This is a genomic window from Leptospira abararensis (assembly GCF_016918735.1).
Classification (GTDB): domain Bacteria; phylum Spirochaetota; class Leptospiria; order Leptospirales; family Leptospiraceae; genus Leptospira_A; species Leptospira_A abararensis.
The window spans coordinates 1-20,106 of sequence record NZ_JAFFPR010000017.1 but is presented as its reverse complement, the minus strand read 5'-3'; the positions used below and the strand labels follow the sequence as shown (position 1 = coordinate 20,106).

18 protein-coding genes and 1 pseudogene are annotated in these 20,106 nt (G+C 40.5%); 11 read left to right on the top strand and 8 right to left on the bottom strand.

Translation table 11 applies throughout. The features are described from left to right. Nucleotides 1-405, top strand: a 405-nt coding sequence (locus tag JWG40_RS04825; protein WP_205284727.1) for an amino acid permease, incomplete at its 5' end; no start/stop codon positions are given. 9 nt (nucleotides 406-414) lie between these two features. Here JWG40_RS04825 and JWG40_RS04820 read toward each other — a convergent pair. The 4 genes from JWG40_RS04820 to JWG40_RS04805 are packed head-to-tail and all read right to left on the bottom strand — an operon-like array spanning nucleotide 415 to nucleotide 5,998. After that, nucleotides 415-2,487 carry an adenylate/guanylate cyclase domain-containing protein gene (locus tag JWG40_RS04820; RefSeq protein WP_205284726.1) on the bottom strand — a complete coding sequence of 691 codons (2,073 nt, stop codon included), beginning with the start codon at nucleotides 2,485-2,487 and terminating at the stop codon, nucleotides 415-417. Next, nucleotides 2,488-4,050, bottom strand: coding sequence for an FMN-binding glutamate synthase family protein (locus tag JWG40_RS04815; RefSeq protein WP_205284725.1), 1,563 nt, complete (start codon nucleotides 4,048-4,050; stop codon nucleotides 2,488-2,490). It lies immediately after the preceding gene. 29 nt (nucleotides 4,051-4,079) lie between these two features. Continuing rightward, complete coding sequence (locus JWG40_RS04810; RefSeq protein WP_205284724.1) at nucleotides 4,080-4,478, bottom strand: response regulator; 399 nt, start codon at nucleotides 4,476-4,478, stop codon at nucleotides 4,080-4,082. Continuing rightward, the gene (locus JWG40_RS04805; protein WP_408611484.1) at nucleotides 4,475-5,998 is read right to left on the bottom strand and encodes a PAS domain S-box protein; all 1,524 of its coding nucleotides are present in this window, start codon (nucleotides 5,996-5,998) and stop codon (nucleotides 4,475-4,477) included. Before JWG40_RS04805 ends, JWG40_RS04810 begins: the two co-directional genes overlap by 4 nt. Nucleotides 5,999-6,134: 136 nt before the next feature. On the opposite strand from JWG40_RS04805, the gene JWG40_RS04800 reads away from it, so the two are divergent. Continuing rightward, entirely contained in the window at nucleotides 6,135-6,488 is a 354-nt protein-coding gene (locus JWG40_RS04800) for a single-stranded DNA-binding protein (RefSeq protein ID WP_205284723.1), read from the top strand. A 46-nt stretch (nucleotides 6,489-6,534) separates the two neighbouring features. Here JWG40_RS04800 and JWG40_RS04795 read toward each other — a convergent pair whose 3' ends face one another. Together JWG40_RS04795 and JWG40_RS04790 are read right to left on the bottom strand one after the other, a co-directional pair. Continuing rightward, nucleotides 6,535-7,608 (bottom strand): hypothetical protein, encoded by a 1,074-nt coding sequence (locus JWG40_RS04795; protein WP_205284722.1) that lies wholly within the window; start codon nucleotides 7,606-7,608, stop codon nucleotides 6,535-6,537. Between the two features lie 53 nt (nucleotides 7,609-7,661). Further along, complete coding sequence (locus tag JWG40_RS04790; protein WP_205284721.1) at nucleotides 7,662-8,168, bottom strand: DUF3332 family protein; 507 nt, start codon at nucleotides 8,166-8,168, stop codon at nucleotides 7,662-7,664. Nucleotides 8,169-8,297: 129 nt separating this feature from the next. Here JWG40_RS04790 and JWG40_RS04785 point away from each other — a divergent pair, with 129 nt between their 5' ends. From JWG40_RS04785 to JWG40_RS04755, 7 genes are read left to right on the top strand one after another with little or no spacing between them, the layout of a single operon-like run. Then, nucleotides 8,298-9,758: an MBOAT family O-acyltransferase gene (locus JWG40_RS04785; protein ID WP_205284720.1), complete on the top strand. Its 1,461-nt coding sequence runs from the start codon at nucleotides 8,298-8,300 to the stop codon at nucleotides 9,756-9,758. A 47-nt stretch (nucleotides 9,759-9,805) separates the two neighbouring features. Continuing rightward, nucleotides 9,806-10,153, top strand: a complete 348-nt coding sequence (locus tag JWG40_RS04780) for a PilZ domain-containing protein (RefSeq protein ID WP_232369178.1) — start codon at nucleotides 9,806-9,808, stop codon at nucleotides 10,151-10,153. After that, complete coding sequence (locus JWG40_RS04775; protein WP_205284718.1) at nucleotides 10,150-10,842, top strand: NAD-dependent epimerase/dehydratase family protein; 693 nt, start codon at nucleotides 10,150-10,152, stop codon at nucleotides 10,840-10,842. The genes JWG40_RS04780 and JWG40_RS04775 overlap by 4 nt, the downstream gene beginning before the upstream one ends. Further along, on the top strand, nucleotides 10,839-11,576 hold the full coding sequence (locus tag JWG40_RS04770; RefSeq protein ID WP_205284717.1) for a lysophospholipid acyltransferase family protein: 738 nt from the start codon (nucleotides 10,839-10,841) through the stop codon (nucleotides 11,574-11,576). Before JWG40_RS04775 ends, JWG40_RS04770 begins: the two co-directional genes overlap by 4 nt. 25 nt (nucleotides 11,577-11,601) lie before the next feature. Further along, the gene (metK, locus tag JWG40_RS04765; RefSeq protein WP_205284716.1) at nucleotides 11,602-12,768 is read left to right on the top strand and encodes a methionine adenosyltransferase; all 1,167 of its coding nucleotides are present in this window, start codon (nucleotides 11,602-11,604) and stop codon (nucleotides 12,766-12,768) included. Nucleotides 12,769-12,770: 2 nt separating this feature from the next. After that, nucleotides 12,771-13,736: a transketolase family protein gene (locus JWG40_RS04760; RefSeq protein ID WP_205284715.1), complete on the top strand. Its 966-nt coding sequence runs from the start codon at nucleotides 12,771-12,773 to the stop codon at nucleotides 13,734-13,736. A gap of 16 nt (nucleotides 13,737-13,752) precedes the next feature. Next, nucleotides 13,753-14,079: an ATP-dependent Clp protease adaptor ClpS gene (locus tag JWG40_RS04755; RefSeq protein WP_205284729.1), complete on the top strand. Its 327-nt coding sequence runs from the start codon at nucleotides 13,753-13,755 to the stop codon at nucleotides 14,077-14,079. Between the two features lie 97 nt (nucleotides 14,080-14,176). On the opposite strand, the gene JWG40_RS04750 is transcribed toward JWG40_RS04755, so the two are convergent. Then, nucleotides 14,177-15,055 carry a glycogen-binding domain-containing protein gene (locus tag JWG40_RS04750; RefSeq protein ID WP_232369177.1) on the bottom strand — a complete coding sequence of 293 codons (879 nt, stop codon included), beginning with the start codon at nucleotides 15,053-15,055 and terminating at the stop codon, nucleotides 14,177-14,179. A 154-nt stretch (nucleotides 15,056-15,209) separates the two neighbouring features. Here JWG40_RS04750 and JWG40_RS04745 point away from each other — a divergent pair, with 154 nt between their 5' ends. After that, nucleotides 15,210-18,845: a tetratricopeptide repeat protein gene (locus tag JWG40_RS04745; protein ID WP_205284714.1), complete on the top strand. Its 3,636-nt coding sequence runs from the start codon at nucleotides 15,210-15,212 to the stop codon at nucleotides 18,843-18,845. Between the two features lie 6 nt (nucleotides 18,846-18,851). Here the strand turns inward: JWG40_RS04745 and JWG40_RS04740 are convergent, their stop codons facing one another. Beyond that, nucleotides 18,852-19,664 carry a WecB/TagA/CpsF family glycosyltransferase gene (locus JWG40_RS04740; protein WP_039926958.1) on the bottom strand — a complete coding sequence of 271 codons (813 nt, stop codon included), beginning with the start codon at nucleotides 19,662-19,664 and terminating at the stop codon, nucleotides 18,852-18,854. 126 nt (nucleotides 19,665-19,790) lie between these two features. Between JWG40_RS04740 and JWG40_RS04735 the strand changes: the two are divergent. Then, a pseudogene (locus JWG40_RS04735) lies at nucleotides 19,791-20,106 on the top strand (hypothetical protein); the annotation flags it as partial.

Below are 20,106 nucleotides of genomic sequence, written 5' to 3'. Positions count from 1 at the left end.
ATTTACGCCATGTCGAAAGAAGGATATTTACCAACCTATCTTTCTAAACTGAGTTATGGTTCTTTGGTTCCGCAAAATGCGGTGATTAGTGGCGGCGTTTTGGGTATTTTCTGTATGTGTTTTTTGGACACAGCAGAACTTATCACCATATCCGCATTAGGTGCCTGTGGGATGTATCTTTTAAGTCTTGTTTCTTATTTTGTTTTGCGGAAAAAAGAACCAGAAATGCCAAGACCTTACAAAGCTCCGCTGTATCCCGTGTTACCAACAGTGGCTCTTGTTCTTGGGATTGTTGCTTGTGGTTCTGTTTGTTTTTCCGAGCCTTATTTGGCGCTCGGGGTTTTAGGATTTGGATTTGTTTTGGGAATTGGTTACCACTTAAAACAAAAACGGAACCAATTTTAGTAAATTGAGTTAACTCCCAAATTCCATTTTTGATCTTTCTTTTGCTTCTCTACAGCGATCTAAAAACAACCTCGAGACAGAATCATCGGGGTTTTTGTCCAATAACTTAGAGAATCCATCTATAGCTTCTTCAAAATCGTCTCGTCGAAATGCATCCAATGCTAAAGTATAATCATCTTTAGTAGAAATCAGTCTAGATGCTTTTTCTGGTTCGTATCCATCTAAAACTTCCACAACAAATACAGATTCTGTTTTGCCTTTGATTGCCACTCGGTCGAGAAGTCGGTAGTGGTATCCTAATCCTTCAGAAGCTTCAATAAAAGTATCCGCACTGATTACAATACGAGAAGAGAAGAGTTTAGTGATCCCTTCAATTCGAGAGGCTAAGTTGACGGCATCTGAGATGACGGTTCCTTCCATTCGTTTGTGTTCACCTAAGATTCCTAAGGTGAGATTTCCTGTATGAATTCCAATTCCCACTTCGATGGGAATATAACCGCAATTGGCTCTATGACCATTATAAATCCGAATGGCATCTTGCATTTCGACTGCTGCTTTGACAGCATCATTGATATCGTAAGGAAATAAGGCCATCACAGCATCACCAATGAATTTATCGATGAATCCATTGTTATGCCTAATGATAGGGCCTACTCTTTGTAGGTAACTGTTCAAAAAATCGAAGTTTTCTTTAGGAGTGAGGGTTTCTGAAAATTCAGTAAAGGATCTGATGTCAGCAAAGAGTATGGTCATTCTTTTTTGAACCTGATCCCCTAGATCCACGGAACGGATATCGGTTTTGCCTAAGTGGTATAAAAATTCTGTGGGAACAAAACGACTGAAGGAATTACTGAGTTGTTTTTGTTCCTGTGCAAACTCCAGAGTTTTTGTCATGGTTTGGCGAACAATCCGTCCAAAGGTCATAACTTGTAAAAAAACAAAGATTACAACGCTTGCAGGAGCTATATAGGTTGTATGGATGTAAGATTCTGCATGTAAGACATCATTGGTGGCTGCAGCAAGGACCAAAAGCATTCCCAATAATAATGGTTTGGACTCCATACGTTTCTTTTGGTAAGCACGGTACAAATAAATAAATATTATAATTCCATTGGCAACAAAGGCGATCGGGTAGATTGATGCAGTCTCTGTAAAATAAACGGGGGGTAATAAAAGACCAACGGTTAATACCGACGAAAGAGTATAAAAGAAAGTTCCCATTCGTTTGGAGAAGTCTTCAGGAAAAATTGTATAAAAATAATGATAGAGTAGTGGTGCCGACCAGTACCAAGAGAGGTATTCCAAACGTAATAGAAACCAGTAAGGAACATCAATAAATTCTATTAAAATTCGTTCTCCCGTAGAAATAGTTCTAAGTAAGACAGCTAAGGAAAATAAAAAGATTCCGATTGTGTGTTTACCGTCCCGATTATAAAAATACATCACAAAAAAGAAAAATCCCACAAAACTTAGGACCGAGGACAACATGGTTTCGTTGATCTTTCGTTTGGTGAGTCGGCTTTCAGCTTTTGTGTGCGTGGAAAGTACAATATCATTCCAAATTCCACCCTTCCTATGTACGTAATTGGCAACATAGAGATCAATGGTGATTTCAGGTGTTTGCGGTAAAACAACAAGAGTGGATTTCACTTGCGGAGTGTATTCGTTTGGATTGGTTCCTGGTTTTCCTGATCCACCTAAATACTTTCCATTAACATAAATAGCATACGAAGTGTCCTGTTCTAACACTGTGAGTGCCATGGTTTCTTGAAGATTTTCCGCAAGTTTTAATTTGATTCTGAAACTGGCATGTCCAAAGCCACCAAGAGAACCATAATCCATTTTATATCCGTTCCAATGTTTAGGAAGATTCAGAAACAAATCAGAATCTGTTTCTTGTATTTGGAAAGGAGCTGTATTCCAGAAAAATTTCCATTCCCCATTCAATGCCACAAACGGTTGGTCTGTAAAAGAATGTTGGCTAAGATCTAAATACCCTTTCTTTATTTCTGCTTTTACATTCCTATCCTCAGAGAGACAACTGAGGTGGAATAATAGGAAGATAAGAAAGAGTTTTTTCATTTAGGCTTGTCTTTTCGGAAATACCGTATAGTCCTGAAGTTTTGTAAATTTGACTTCGTCTCGTTTGTAACCGAGTAGTCCTTCTAAGGTCTGGTAGCGGTTCATCCCCATGCTGATTTCTATGTCTTGGCCTGTGAATTGTCCTGGGTGTTCGTATCCACAAGAATGTGCTAAACTCAGAAGTTCTTTTCGAAACCCTTGGATGTACTTGGCTGCACGTTTTCCTTTGATCTCTGGATCCACACCGCGTTGTAACCACCAATTCTGAGTGGCAACACCGGCCGGACAATGGTCCGTATGGCATTTTTGTGCTTGGATGCAACCAATGGATAACATGGCTTCTCTAGCCACATTGATGAGATCACAACCCATGGCAATCGCAACCACGGCTCGATCAGGAAATCCTAATTTTCCGGAACCAATCCATACAATTTGTTCGGACAAACCCTGACTCTGAAAGAGAGTGTAGACTCTTTGGAATCCAATTTTGAAAGGTAAGGAAACATGGTCGGCATAGGTAAGCGGGGCTGCCCCCGTTCCCCCTTCCCCTCCATCAATCGTGATGAAGTCGGGTCCTTCTGAACTTTGTTTCATCTCACGTGCGAGTTCTTCCCAAAATTCAATTTCACCAACAGCACTTTTGATTCCCACTGGAAGTCCAGTACCGTTCGCAATTTTTTCTATGAATTGGATGAGTTCTTTTACGTTCGTAAACTCACTGTGGGAGTTAGGAGAAATACAATCTTTTCCTTCTTCGACATGGCGGATGGACGCAATTTCAGCATTTACTTTTTTTGCAGGAAGAATCCCACCTTTTCCCGGTTTGGCGCCCTGTGATAATTTAATTTCAATCATCTTGATACATGGATTATTTCCCACTTTCTCTTTTAAGACATCCAAACTAAATTTTCCAGAATGGTCTCTGGCACCAAAGTACCCAGTGCCAATTTGCCAAACCATGTCAGCTCCTTCCTTATGGTAATTGCTAAGACCACCTTCGCCTGTATTGTGATAGGCGCCGGAATCTCTAGCACCTCTGTTGAGTGCCATGATTGCATTTTTTCCAAGAGACCCAAAGGACATCGCAGAGATATTCACAATGGAATAGGGCCTATAAGGAAATTTTCGTTTTGTCCCAATGACTTTTAAACAAGGGATACAACTAACATCTTTGTTATGGATGTATGCTTTTGCTTCTGGATAAGGAAAAGCTTTGTGTTTGATAATGGGATATCCAGGTTCGTATTGGATTTCTGTTGTTCCAAATCCAAAATTACTGTTTTGTCCTTTGGCAGTTGCATAAATCCAACTTCTTTCGGTTCGATCAAAGGGACGTTCTTCCTTATCATGGGCAACCCAATATTGCCTGAGTTCCGGTCCAATCATTTCCAAAAAATAGCGGAGCCGTCCGACGATGGGAAAGTTTCTCTGAATCGTGTGCGTTTTTTGAGTGATGTCTCTTAGGAAAACTAAGACAAGAAACAACAACAATCCAATCAGAGAGGAAGTTAAGGGATAGGTTTCAATCCAAGTAAGTAGCTGATCCATATGGGGTGCGTCCATTTCTATATCCAAAGCAATAAGATGACAAGCTAAGATTGGATGTGAGACAAAGATTCCAAAAGTTTTTCTTTTGTGAATGGTTTGAAAATATATCCAGAGATGAGCGGAATTTTTGCAGCACGGTCTGTATCTGCTTCATCCACAGAAGAACTAACAAGAAAGACTTTGATACTTTTGGGAAAATTAGGAAAGATCTTTCCAAAGGCATCTAAAAATTGCCAGCCGTCCATAAAAGGCATATTGATATCGAGAAAGATGATATCGGGAAGTAGCTCTTTGTTTTGAAATTCCTGATGAAAGAACTCGAGTGCGTTTTCCGCATCGGAAAACACGAGTACCTCCCCTTTGATTCCTGCATTGGAGATGATTTTTTTGGTAGTGAATTGGTAAATTTTGTCATCGTCGATGACGCAGATCTTTAGAGTCATTTGGTTTCACTCCCTTCTGGAAAGTATAAAAGGAAAGTGGCACCCTCTCCTGGTTTGGAGCGCACTTCAATCCTTCCACCAATTGATTCCATTTTGTATTTAATCAAAAACAATCCGAGTCCCTTACCACTGATGTGACGATGAAAAGTCTTCCTAAGCTGAAAAATTTGATCACCGTATCGTTCCAAATCGATTCCCATTCCATTGTCAGAAAAGGAAATCGTGGTTTGTGAGCCGATTTGAAAGGATTCGACGGAAATTCGCAGTTTTCGGTCCGGCTGGGCATAACGAAGGGAATTGTTTAGTAAATGTAGGAAAATGGTCTCTAGGAATTCTTTGGAAAAGAAAATGGTTTTCCCTCCAGAAAAATCAGATTGGATTTCCACCTTTTTTTCTTCCAATTCCCCTTCCATAAGCTCGATCACATTCGAAAATGATTGATCAATCGCCACCGACTCCGGTTTGTAATGGTCGGAATTTTGAATTTTTAATGTGCTAATGAGTTCCGATAAAACAGTTTCGAGAGTTTCTGTAACCTCTTCTAAATGACCTTCGATTTCTCTAATATCTACTAGTTTTTTTGTCTCTTTCATCAAATCCAGAAGACTTCTTAGATTGCTCACAGGTGCCCGCAAATGATGGGAGATGATTTGGTTGTAGGCTTGCAGCTGTTTGTTTTGGGTTAAAAGGGAATTGGTTGTGGCTCTTAAACGATCATTATTTTCCAGAAGAAGAGTTTCTGATTTTTTTCTTTCATTAATGTCGATGATTTGTGCAAGGTAGTGAATGGGATGACCTAATTCATCGCGAAGAACAGTGACAGTGATATAGGCCCAAACTTTTTTTCCCGATTTGTGAAGGTATTGTTTTTCGATTGAATAGTTATCGATGATTCCTTTTTGAACTTCGTCTCTATATTTAAAATTTTCTTCGAGTTCTTCCCCAGCACTGATTTCGGAAAAATGTTTTCCTACTATTTCGTAACTTTTATAACCCAAAAAATTGGCAAAGGCATCATTTGTTTCATCTATGTAACCTTGTTTTCCTGTGAGTACTAGGCCAATCGGTGAATCATGGAATAGTGTTTTGAACCTGCGTTCTGCTAGTGCTAGATTTGCCTCAGTATCTATTTTTTCTGAGATATCTCGAGAGGATGTATGTAAATATTTTTGTCCAGTGGTTGGATGTATCGTCAAACGATTGTCAGACTGCAGCCATATATAGGTTCCGTTTTTGTGCAAAAAACGAAAAGTGGAATGGATATTTTCTTCTCCACGGAGAAGGGGTTGGTGAGACCTTTCTTGGATCAACCTTCGTTCATCCGGGTGAAAAAAATCGTAAGGATTTTTGCCAACCAGTTCCTCGGATTTATACCCAATGATTTTTTCCGAGTTGGGGCTCACATAAATATAGGTACCGTCAGCTTCATGCAAACATACCAACTCTCGACTAATGGATGTTACTAAATGAAGTATCTCGGAATCGGGAAGTCCCACCAGGAAATTTTCCACTGCTTCTATAGGATTGTCTATCCGAAATGTAAGTGGGAATCTGGATTTTATAAAATTAGTTGGAACCTTTTTTTTTTAGAACCAATCACATCAAAAACGAACCAGTTTTTTTGAAGGCCATCAAAATTGATAAAAGGATACTCAAATGAAAAATCTATCGTACATCATTCTGGACGGGAATCTAACCGCTGATCCAGAGGAAAAAACAATTGCTGGAGGTAAAACTTTGGCCAATTTCACAGTTGCTGTCAACCACACGTCCAACAACCAAGAAGGGAAAGACAAGGAAGAAGTTTCTTTCTTCGAGGTAGAAGCTTGGGAAAAACTGGGTGAAAACTGTGTAGAATACTTAAGGAAAGGTAGCAAAGTCACTGTGATGGGAAACTTAAAACAGAACCGTTGGAAAACTTCGGAGGGAGAAAACAAATCCAAATTCCGAGTGATCGCTTCTACCGTTCGTTTTGATAGTATTCGCAAGAAAGAGGAAAAGGTCGCTTAAGAATTCCATGGCGGGTGTTTTGATTTTCTGCACCCGCTATTTGTGGTTAAGGGGTGGGAATACTTCTTTTTTTGTGTTTCGAATGGGTTGGGGAATCAAATATAGAATGCGAATCATTGTCATCTGCTTTCGACTTTTCCTGTGATTCGTCCGTTAGTTTTTTCTCATCATTACGATCTTCCTGTAATGATTGTTTTCCATTTTTATTTACAGACAAAATGCGAAAGTATCTAGGAGAAGAAACCAAGTTCCATTCTCTAAACATAAACTTTGTAAATCCATGTTTTGGTCCAAACACTCCGTTCGTGGTTTCAATTTTGGATTTGATGTTTGTTTTGTAGTCCAATTGTTCCGCTTGTGTTAGGTTAGGAAATTGGGCGACTTCCCCATCCACATAACGATTGCGTAAAATATCTAGTTCTCTGCGGTTTCGTGCAGTGACATCTTCGAAAAATCTTTGTTTGGCGGCGTTGCAATTTCCTCCATAAGATTCGCAATTGGGTTCTAAATGAGGGTTTACGAAGCTGAGTTCTAAGTAGATGTTTATATATTCACCTGGGTTTGGTACTTTTCCATCTTGAATCTCCAATACTTGTGGGACTGTGTCTCTGTCGGTGTATTGTCTTTCAATGGCTTCACGTGAGATTTTTGTTTCTGGGGAGGTGCTATTTACTTTTACCGGTTTTTTGGATTCACCAACAATGACTTTGTTTCGCATGACTTCTGTTTTAGTTTCTAAAATTTCATAGGCTTGGAAGTTTACAGGTTGTTTGGCGATGATTTCACCCTTTTGATTTAATACAATGATATGATGATCTAAAATAGTTCCTGCAATGATTTCTTCTATAATGCTAATTCCAGCATCTTCAAAAAAAAGATCCAATTGGATGAATGGAATTTTATTTTCCGAATACTCTACGCTGACACCAGGTTCTTGTGCCAAAGGTTTTTTACCGTCCTTGGATTCAGTATGGACTGCTTCCGATTTTGTAATCATTTTGATACGGTTGAGATTGATTTGTTCTGAATGTGTGGGAAACGTAGGGGTGATTACCTGTTGCGGAGTTTCGCATCCGAATGAGAGGAGTAACAGGAAGGGAATTACGTACAAGCGGTTCATATGTTTTAAGTATCGGCCAGAGATTGCCCCTAAAATTAGGGGCAATGTAGGAGTTAGATATGTTTTATGTCAGCTGGTGGGAGGATTGGTCCACTAGTTTGGAGGATTTCCACATACTTTCCATTGATCATACGGAATGCTTTTTCTGGTTTTTCTTTTAGGAAGTAAATAGGCTCTATTCCTTTTTGAGTTGGTGATTCTAGTTTTAACACTTTACCCCAATCTGAATAAGTAAGAGTGATGGTTTGTCCATCTTGTTTGTATTCTTTAACTAACTTTCCATCAAAGTCATATTCAGACAATGCAATTGGATTTCTATCAGTCCAGAACTCAATTAGGTTGAAGACAAAGATGTCTAAAAAACTTCCAATTCCATAAGCAATGTATAGTGGGAAGATCATCAAAAGGGAACGAAAGAAACCTGCGAGTTTGCCAGAACCAATTTGGATATTTCCGTTAAAGGAGTATACTGCTTTGACCGCACCAAATTTTCCAAAACAATTTGACAATAAGCCGAAGGATAAAAGTCCCACGAGAGCTGTTTTTAATATTTTTTTCATTTTTACCTCTTAGTTCTTAGCTAAAAAACTAGAGCTATATCATAGGCGATTCCGCGACTATCTGCAAGCCGAAATGATTGACAGACATATTTTTTCAAAGAGCCTGGTCTGAATAGAAGGCAAACCCCATTGATCTTTTCCGATTTTGAATATTTTGTCTTCTTTCTATTTGTTTTTTTTACGGTTTGGTACGTATTCCCATCCATTTTCTCGAATCAATCTAGAGAAACACGAATCTTACATGTTTTCCTACTGATTAGTAGTTATTTCTTTTACATGTCTTGGGATTATCGTTTTGGCGCGCTCATCCTACTCTCCACTGCTATTGACTATTATGTAGGACTTAAACTTAGCACAGAAACCAGAGACAAAGTCAGATACTATCTCCTACTTTTTAGTTTGGTTACCAATCTAGTTTTTATATTGGGCTTTTTTAAATACTATAATTTTCTTGTGACTTCTATCAATACAGTCACCAATCCAATGTTTGGTGCAGATGCACTTCCTGTTCTCAAAATCATTCTTCCCGCAGGAATTTCCTTTTTTACATTCCAATCTTTGTCCTATACCATCGATGTTTATAGAAAAGAAATCCCAGCTGAAAAAGACTTCATTCGGTTTGCCTTATTTGTGAGTTTTTTTCCCCAACTGGTTGCAGGCCCCATTGTGACAGCAAGGACCTTTATGCCGCAGTTGTACAGTCCCAAGAAATTGGAAGATATTGAGTTTCGAGTTGCGATTCGATTTTTTATGTTGGGTTATTTCAAAAAAGCAGTCTTATCTGATATGGTGGCGCCAACGATTGATGCCATTTATGCTGACCCTGCTGGTCACCACGCCTATGCTTTGTTAATTGCAGCAGCTCTTGGTGGAATCCAGGTATATTTAGATTTTAGCGGTTATTCGGATATGGCCATTGGAAGTGCCATGTTACTTGGTTACAAACTGCCAACGAACTTTAACTTACCTTTCCTTGCCACCTCCGTTTCCGGTTTTTGGCGCCGGTGGCATATGACACTCAATTCCTGGTTACGTGATTATATTTATATTCCTATGGGGGGAAGTAGAGTAACATCAGTAAGGCGAAAGTTTAATCTTTGGTTTACCATGTTTGTGAGTGGGGTTTGGCACGGGGCCCAATGGACTTTTGTTTTTTGGGGATCCCTTAATGGTATTTTTTATGTTTTGGAAGAGGTTTGGAAGGAGTGGTTTCCGGACAAAAAAGACAATATGGAAACAGAACATTGGTATCAGGTTCCTCTTTGGCTCTTTCAGAATATTCTCAATAGCTCCATTTTCTTTTTAGGGGCAGTTTTTTTTCGTTCCCTTACTTGGGAAAATGCTTGGATTCACATCCGAGGGATCTTTACCTTCCAGGCGGGACAAATCCGGCCCTATATGTGGAAGGACTTCCTTTGGATCCTAATCTTCCTTTATTTAGGCCATATCATCGGTTATTTTATCTTTGAGAAGGGGAAAGGTAAAAAAATCCCGGCTAGTTTGGAGTTTGCCCTCTATCCGATTCTATTTCTTGTCTTAAATTTAGCTACACCAGAAAATTCCGTTCCGTTCATTTACTTTCAGTTCTAATTTGCTTTTTTCGTTTCCAATAATAGGAATCCTTGTACGTTGTTGCTATGGAAAGTGAGCGAAGGCTTCCAAGAATATCCCCCGGTGACTTTTCTGAATTTGAGGTCCAATTGGATTTGGAAGGGATTACTCTATTTGGAAAGTTAGGGAATATTTCGGAAGAAGGCCTTTGTTTTTTGGGTGAGGATGACTTACTCAGCGATGAAATTGAGTCCCAAGTTTTGGGAAGTATCGTTTGGGCAAAAGGCACCAAACGAATGTTCTTTGAAGGAACCGTAATGTGGACCCAAACGTCTAAACTTAAAAATGTGATTTATTATATTGCGGGAATCCAATTTCAGGAAAGACTTAATCTTACAGATTCAATGCTAGCACGTAGTTTGGAGATCAAATGAAAATATTACTCCTTGGTGGAACCGGACTTATCGGTAAACAAGTGTTACTCTCTCTTGTTTTTTATCCACAAATTAAAAAGGTGATTGTTTGGGCAAGAAATTCCCCATCTACCTCCAATCCCAATGTCCCTATTGAAGTGGTACAAGTAAAGTGGGAGGACTTTCAATCAGGAAAGGTTTCCATTCCCGAAGGGATCGATGCTGTTTTTTGTTGTTTGGGTACAACCATTAACAAAGCAGGAAGTCAGGAAAAATTCAAAGAAATTGATTACGAATATCCCTTACTCGCTGCAAAACAAGCAAAGGAAAAAAATGTTCCTGGTTTTTATATCATTACGGCGATGGGATCAGATCAAAACTCTTCTATTTTTTATAATCGAGTGAAAGGGGAACTTGAAACGGAACTTCGTAAGTTAGAATTTCCTTTTTTAGGAATTTTCAGGCCATCTCTACTGATCGGAGAAAGAGAAGAAGTGCGAGTCGGGGAGAAGGTGGGAGAGTTTCTTGGCAATCTCATTCCTTTTGGCCTTCTTGGACTCAAAAAATACAAACCAATTCCTGGTGAGTATGTTGCTAAATCTATGATTCATTCTTTGTTACATAACAAACCAGAGCCAGGTGCCACACCTACAGTGAAAGTCTACGAAAACGATGTCCTTTGGGAAATCGGTAAGGACCATTCTTTTTGATTCCAGATAACAAACAAAAACCCTATTCCAAAACCAAATACATCATCCTCAGTTGGGTGGTTCACTTTATTGTCCGAGTTTGGTACTTATTTGTGCGAAACCAAAAATTCATCATTCCTGCTGAAAGTGCCAAGGTAATTGAAAAAGGTTCTGGTTATATCATCGCGGTTTTTCATGAAACCACACTCTCCCTCTACAGACATGCCACCCAGTATTTGAAACGAAAGAAAAAAGCGGATATGGTAGCCCTTGTTTCCCAATCCAAAGATGGAGAGATCATCCACCAAACCTTTGCTCGCTCAAGCTTGCGTTCGGTTCGCGGATCTTCCACAAGAGGGGGAACAGGAGCCTTTCGGAATATCTTAAAAGAGATGAAGCAAGGTGCTGTTCCTATCTTTACCGTTGATGGTCCCAAGGGCCCAAGACGGGAAGTGAAACCTGGTGTGATTGTGACGGCCTCTCTCACAGGATTTCCCATTCTATATTTGCATTCTTGTTATGATAGGGCTTACACTTTCAAAAGTTGGGACAGGCATTTTTTCCCCAAATTTGGGGCAAAACTTTTCATCCAATACGGGGAACCGTTCTTTGTTCCCAAAGGCCTTTCGGAGAGCCAAATGGATGAATATGCCAAAAAATTGGAAATTGCCATGGGGAAAAATGCGGAAATCCTGGAATCCTATGTGCGTGGACAATACCCCGACAATTCTATTGACGTACCGCCTAAAATCTAAAGTTTAACCAAGTAAGGTAAAAAATATGTCCTCTCTTAAAAACTATATCTTCACATCCGAGTCCGTATCTGAAGGACACCCAGACAAAGTCTGCGACCAAATTTCTGATGCCATTCTCGATGCCTATTTAGCCCAAGATCCAAAATCTCGTGTGGCTTGTGAAACTCTTGTTACAACAAATCTCGTAGTCATTGCCGGTGAGATCACAAGTAAAGGAAAAGTAGACACACAAGAAGTGGCTCGTGACGTGATCCGTAAAATCGGTTATAACGATATCAATATGTACTTCGATGCTGATTTTGCTGTCGTTGCCTCTCACGTGCACGCACAGTCACCTGACATTGCCCAAGGGGTAAATGAAGGCGAAGGACTTCATACAGAACAAGGAGCAGGAGACCAAGGTCTTATGTTTGGTTTTGCGATTGCAGAAACTCCAGAACTAATGCCTGCTCCACTTTATTACTCTCATAAACTTTTAGAACATTTATCTGAACTTCGTCATACTGGCAAAATCGATTGGCTTCGTCCTGATGCTAAATCACAAGTAACCATCCAATACGAAGATGGAAAACCAAAGAAAGTGGACACTGTGGTTATTTCCACACAACACAAACCAGGTGTGACTCACAAACAAATCGAAGAAGCAGTGATCGAAGAATGTATCAAAAAAATGATACCAAAAGAACTTCTTGTGAACACTCGTTATTTTATCAACCCTACAGGTAAATTTGAAATCGGTGGACCACATGGTGACACAGGTCTTACGGGACGTAAGATCATCGTAGATACTTACGGTGGAATGGGTCGTCATGGTGGTGGTGCTTTTTCTGGAAAAGATCCATCTAAAGTAGATCGTTCTGCTGCATATATCGGACGTTATATTGCGAAAAACGTTGTGGCAGCTGGTCTTGCTCACAAATGTGAAGTGCAACTTGCTTATGCAATCGGTGTTGCTGAACCTGTATCGGTTCTTGTCGATACATTTGGAACAGGAACTATTTCTGACGAAGAAATCTCAAAACGTGTATTGGCAAATTTCAAACTCACTCCAAAAGGAATTGTAGATGGTTTGGATCTTCTTGGAAAAGGAAGAAAATACCAAGAAACTGCGGCTTATGGCCACTTTGGTAGAACAGGTAACACGTTTACTTGGGAAAAAACTGATAAAGCGGAAGCTTTAAAAAAAGGATAAGTATGGGAGCACCTAGCCAATCCACTGCGGACAAAAAAGCAACAAGAGATGCATACGGCGAAGCCTTAGTTGAGTTAGGTGCATCCAGGCAAGATATCGTAGTTTTAGATGCGGATCTTTCTGGTTCCACTAAAACTGCGGATTTTAAGAAAAATTTCCCGGAACGATTTTTTAATGTTGGTGTCGCTGAACAAAACTTAGTTGGTCATGCGGCAGGCCTTGCCCTTTCTGGGTTTGTGCCTTTTGCTTCTAGTTTTGCTATGTTTTTATCTGGTAGAGCTTGGGAAGTGGTGCGTAATAGCGTCGTATATCCAAAGTTAAACGTAAAACTCGTTGCTTCTCACGGTGGAATCACTGTGGGAGAAGACGGTGCGTCTCACCAATGTATTGAAGACTTTGCAATTATGCGTGTCATTCCAGAAATGACTGTGATTTGTCCTTCTGATTTTAACGAAACCAAACAAGTCATTCATGCCATTGCGGACTATAAAGGGCCTGTTTACGTTAGGGTCGGTCGACCTGCCATTCCTTTGATTGAAAGAGAAAACTACAAATTCCAAATTGGAAAAGCGGAAGTGATCTCCGAAGGAAAAGATGTTTGTATCATTGCCAACGGTGTTATGGTAAACGAAGCCATGATAGCTGTAGGTCTTCTCAAAGAAAAAGGAATTAGTGCAAGCCTTCTCAATATGGCGACCATCAAACCTTTGGATCGAGAAGCCATCATCGCCAAAGCAAAAGAATGCGGGGCGATTGTGACTTGTGAAGAACATAATGTTATTGGTGGACTTGGTTCTGCTGTGTCTGAACTTCTTTCTGAAGAGTATCCAGTTCCTGTCATCAAAGTAGGAATGAAAGATACATTTGGAAAATCGGGTACTTGGAGTGGTCTACTTGATTACTTCGGTCTCCGCGCCAAAGATGTAGTTTCCCACGCAGAAATCGCTATTTCCAAAAAGAAAAAATAAGGTTTTGGTTTCGGTTATGACCGGTGCCGGAGCTCCCCAACCATCCATTTTAGAAGAAACCGAAGTGAGGCCCCGTCGTAATGATGGGCCTTGGAAGGTTGTACTTTGGGATGATGACTTTCACACATACGAATATGTGATTGAGATGTTAATGGACGTCTGCCAAATGCCTTGGGAAAAAGCCTTCCAACATGCTGTCGAAGTGGACACTCGCAAAAAAACCATTGTCTTTTCTGGGGAATTGGAACACGCTGAATTCGTCCACGAACGGATTTTAAACTATGGCCCCGATCCACGGATGAGTAATTCGAAAGGATCGATGACCGCCACACTCGAAAGGTAAGTTAAGAATCACAATCGTATTTCATGCATTGAATGATAGAATCAGAATCCATCCATTCAATTAAAAATCAAACTGCTTTGTTATCAAAGCTAACAATTTACATCTTACGTTCTAAAGCATAATTTCTTTCTGGCACTAACAGAGAAGAAACCGATTCATTAGTATCCACTTTGATATGAGTGGTTGGATTGTAAGTATCCAACATATAGTCCCCATCCACAATGAATTGGTAATGGTATTCACCCGGAAGTAATTTCTTTTCGAGAGTAAAAACTCCCTTTCTATCTTTTTTCAAAAAATCATGTTCTGGATTCCAATCATTAAAACTCCCCACCACTCGAACTACTTCGGCATTTGGTAAATAGATTTGGAATTTTACGGTTCGTAAGTCTCTTTCTTCGTTTGCGGAATCTTCGAGGACCATCGTTTTTGTTTGCCGGTCCGTATCTTTTCCTTCTAAAATAAAACGGGAGTAGTAAGATCCAGATCCATCTTCCAACTTATCAAAGTTTTCGGGATCATAGGTAAGGAGACCGTTCACTCGAAACTTGTATTCATAAACTGGATCGTCTTCGTAAGTATCTGTGATTTGTGTAGGTTCTACGACTGTATAATAGATTCCGTATTGGTTTCGTTTCATATCGGAACAATCCCAATTGTTAAAACTTCCACAGATTTCTACTGATTCATCTCGGAGTCCATTGTAGGTAAAGAGAATCCCTCTATGAATGAGTTTGCCAGAGGATACGTAAGATTCTACGTCAAGATAACGAATGTAACGTGGAGCGATATTTTTTTTGAGACTTTCTAGTTGCCAAAGGTAATAGACCGTATCTTGGTCTTCGGTTTCATCCGACATCTCTAGTTCTTTGGAGGAAAAACTTCCAATCCAATCCATTCCCTCCTCGGCAAAGATTCCGATTCCTGTGAAAAAGAGTAAAAATAGGGCGATACGGATGGATTTGAATTTCATCATAGTCGTGGTCGTTAAGGCGTCCTTCTAGATAATTTTCGGCAGAAATGAAAAAAGAGAGTGAAAGGTTTTTTTCCGACGGAACCATCTGACATAATAAAAAAAATATTCTGTCATTTTAAGAAGGGGCCGATAATTCATTAGGAATAGACCCGTAATGGCTGAGCCGATAGACAAATTGAGTCCGGAAGAAATCACACAAATCGAGACGATGTTTTCGGCTCTCAATAAAAATCCGCTCTCATCGGAAGAACTGAATCCGATGGCGAAGGTTTTACGTGAGAAACTGGGATATACAAGCCCCATTACGCCTTCTGAACCGGAAGCCGACACAGAGGAAGATTCCGGCTCTGCCTTTGACGATTTTGATAATGAAGGGACGGGTGATGCCGAAGGTGGAGATCCTTTTGCAGCTCTTGATGATGAGGACGATGATTTTGGTCCTCCCAAACTTCCCAACCGAGAAGCCGAAGAAGACGACGGAATTGATTTAGATGAATTACTTGGTGAAGACTCACCAAAACCAAGTCCCACACCAGCTGCGACCGACGATTTTGATTTTGATGCCCCCTCCACTGATACAGAAGATACCGACCCATTTGCTTCCGATTCAGGCGCAACTGACGAACCAGACCCCTTCGCAAGTATGGACACTCCAGGAGAAACTTCTGATGAAGATGATCCTTTTGCTAATTTAGATGCGGTCGATGAAGCTCCTTTAGAGGAAAAACCAGCCCCTGTCATTGGTGATGATCCCTTTGCTAATTTGGGTGGAGACGATGATACTCCTCCCACAACCGACGAAGACCTGTTCGCTGGTTTTGATTCGGGAGAAGAAACTCCTGCTGCTTCTGAGGATGATTTTGATTTTGGGGGAGGTGGTGACACTACTCCGACTGGTGATGATCCTTTTGCGGATATGGGTTCCACCCCAACGCCGACAGAAAGTTTTGGTGATGACCCCTTTGGTGGATTTGATACACCGACATCCGATGCAGACACCGCCGATGATCCGTTTGGTGATCTTTCCACACCTGCATCTAGTGGAGAGTCATCTTTTGGCGATGATCCTTTTGCCGATATGGGATCTACCCCAACGCCCACAGAAAGTTTTGGCGATGATCCTTTCGGAAATATGGACAGTCCGTCCGCTCCGTCTCGGGACAATGAACCCGCGGATGTAGGTGGTGGATTTGATGATCCGTTTGGTGACTTGGGTGTGGGAATGGAACCACCAAGTCTCGATGATGACTTAGGAGCTCCTTCTTTTGACGATTTAGCACCATCCATTGATGATATGCCAGTCTCCACTATGGACGACTTTGGTTCTGATGGGCCTGGGGGCTTTGAAGAAGACCTCATGTCTCTTGGCAAAGAAGACGAACCAGAAGAGTCACTCGAGGCTAACCTAACAGATGAAGAGTTGGCTGTCATCCAGTCTGAATTACTTCGTTACCCGCCAAAACTTCGTCGTACCATCATTGATACGATTGTGAACCAAAGGATTCCGGTTCGCAATCAAAAAGAAATCATTGAACTCATTAAGGCACAACAAAAACCAGAAGACATCGCAAGTTATTTAAGTGGCCTTCTTGGGGAAAGAGTGGAGCTTAGTGACTCCACTGGTAAGTTTGCAGCCGATGGTGTGCCAATCATTGCAAGTCGGGATGCGTATACCAAAGAAGGTGCCGCCCGCAAACGAGAGTTAGTTCGTCGAACAATTTTGTCCTCGGCTGCAGCTGTATTTCTTGTATTTGGAATCGTAACTCTTTGGAAATATGTCATTGTTCCTTATCGCGCCAAAGCGCAGTATGCACTCGGACTTGAAAAAATCGAAGAGTTTAGTTATGAAACAGATGCTCTCGAGAAGAAAAAACTCCTCGCTGATGCCGAAAATTATTTTATCAAAGGGGAAGAGATTTTCCCACATAACTTAGAGTTTTTGAACAAATATTGTACTGCCTATACGAAAGCTGGGCAGTATGAAAGAGCCTTTGAAAAATGTTTTGGGAAAGTGGAACCTGATTTTGGTTATGAACCAGAAGACAAAGAACACAAACGTGCCTGGGAAAATAGAAAAGAAGTACCAAACATTAGTTTTGCGAAAAAAACAGAATGGAATGATGCGGGAGTCGAAACCGCAGGCCGACGACCACTTTCAGAACTTGCATTTTATCTTACTTCTCAGGATAAAGTTCCAAGAAGGGTATTAAAAGCGGGTGCTTACATTGCATCCCGTTTAAAATACAATGTCCATGACATTGATACCTACATTGCGCTTGGAACTTTTCACTCCTTTCACCGAAAGGACTTCATCGAAGTTCCTCCAGGGAGTAATCGCAAAAAATATAAAAACGATCACCTTGCCATTGAATACTTCAAACGAGTGTTTACCGATGGTGGAGATCCTGACAATGTAGATGCCATCGCAGGCATTGCTAAGATTTTTTATAACAAACAAGAGTTTGGAACGGCTGTTAAATACTATAACGATATCATTGAAAAGTATCCAAAAAATGCCATCGGTCATGGTGGGATTTTGTCAACATATATCGAAATGTGGAAACGAGATAACAATCCTCAGTATGTTTTAAACCACCACAGACAAGTTCGGAATGCTCTTAACATCGAGGACGAACTCTCTCTTTTTGTTTTGGCAAAATTGGCATCCTTTTATATTGATTTAGATTCTGAAGAAGTAAGAATCAAATACAACATCAACCCAGAAGACCAAGTCACTGGAATGGAGATTGATGATAATGTGGAATACCTTTTAAACATTGCCTATGGAAAAGAGGGTGGTTCCAAATTTGCCGAAGGATATTACCAAAGAGCTCGGTTTTATTTCAAAAAAGAAGAAGCGGCGCGTGCCCTTAAACAATTGGAATTGGCGTCCACTTACGATATCCGCCACTACTTAGCGGTTTTACTCATGGCTGAGTATTATATCCAAACAGAAAACTATGATGAAGCCGTAAAACTCCTTCGGGAAGCGGATGATCGTTATCAAAATTACAGAGACAGGCTTGGGGAAAGAGATGAGGATGAAACCTTACTCGAAGGAAGTCCGGGAAGGATTTCTTTTAACTTAGGTAAAATCCAATTTTTGGAAGCAGCTGGAATCAATATAACAGACAATATACGAGAATTCCCTGGTAAAAAAATCTATCCAGAACGTAGTATTGGAACTCTTTCTTATGAAGAAAAAGAGAGACGTAATGGTCTTTTTATGGCTCGCGAATCATTTTTGGCGGCTCTGGAACGTGATATTTCTAAAGATCCAAAGATTGTCAGAGAATGTTATTATTACTTAGGTTGGATTGATTATAATCATGGAGACTTTGCGCAAAGTTTGGATTTTTGGGCCGAACTTCCGGAAGAAGATATTTATAATAACGCAACCTTACTTTTTGGAAAAGGAAATTCCTTTTACTATACAAGACAGTACAATGCTGCCCTTGGCAACTATCTGAAATTAAAAGATGATTTTGAACTGAAAGAACAAAGTTTGGGAAGGATCGATACAGAAAACTCGGATCATAGAGAAGTGTATGAAACTCTAACTGCCCTCTACAATAATATTGGAGCTGTGTATGAGAAAAAACAAGATACGATCAATGCCCTCAAATACTATTGGAAAGCGATGGAAACAGCGCGTAAAATTGGTTCGGTAAGCGAAATTGCGAACTCTAACAAAGATTTGGTGTTTGCCCGGGCCAAACTCGACCGCGAACCATTGTTAGAAGATTGGCTCGCACCGACACTGGACCGATTGACTCAAATTAAAAAGTAGATCGAATTAATGTTTGCGAAAGCGTTCGCGGATTCCCAAAAGAAAGAAATAGAAAGTTTCCCACATCCTTTGGATTCGGTAAGGTCTTGCGATGATCCTCCAAAACCAAATGAGTCCTCTTTCTTTAAACCATTCTGGGGCTTTTTTGTCAGCACCAGATAGCATATCTAAGGCGCCACCCACACCGATGACAACTGCTTTGCCAAAATATCCGGTATTGTTTTCGATCCAAATTTCTTGGTCAGGAAAATCCATGGCAAGGAAGATGATATCGGGTCCTGTTTTTCGGATGGCTTCTTTGACTCGCATCTCTCGTTGCCTGTCCAGATGACCCGCATGTCTTCCTACGATCCGAACTTTAGGAAAGTGCCTTGTTAGGTTAAAATAAATTCGTTCTACAATTTCGTCTTTTGCCCCAAAGATAAAAGCTGTGAACTCTTTGAGTTCTGCTAGTCGGATGAGATCCATCATCACAGCAATAGGAGTGACTCTTTCTTTGAGCCTTCCGGATGTCATCCAACCAATTCCAGCACCTTCCACGAGAATGGTTCCGGCTTTTTCTGCAATCCGGTGGAGTGATTTTTTGGGACGCATCCTCATGAGTTTGATGGGATCTAAAAATAAAACGTGGTGCATGCCTTCTTTTTTCTCAAGCACGCGAAAGAGTTTAGCGATGGCTTCGTCGGTAGTCACGTTGTCGATGGGAATTCCTAAAACATTGAGGGTTTCCAGCTTGGAAACATCGATATTTTGGTATTCTAGTAGTATATCCCTCTCATCTTTTGAGGAATTGTGAACGATTTCGCTCAGTTGCTTCATGTAGCCGGGCTTTCCTTTCCTATCTAAAACATTATGTCCAGTATCCTCTATTGTCGCCTCTAAATTTTTAAAAACTGCCGTTTTTTCACTTGGATTGGAATCGAAAGAAAGAGAAAAAGTATCAAAATGTTTCGAAGCCATCTTTTCTCAATATTGATTTTCCTATTTCTCTCAAGCGCAAGTTATGCGGAAAAACTTTCCATTTATGGAACGATCCAAAATGGTACAACCGGTGGACTCGGTAAGGCAGATTCAATTCGAATGTTGGCTTTGCAAGGGGCCATGGTTCCTTTAGCAGAAATTGGTCCGCAATCGGGTAAATTTCGTTTTCCTGAAACAGATTTGCCTGAAGGTGCACCCATCCTCTTGCAAATCCAATACCAAGGTGTAAATTATAATAAAATGATTCCGCCAACCACCAAATTTCGTACATCTCCGCAAG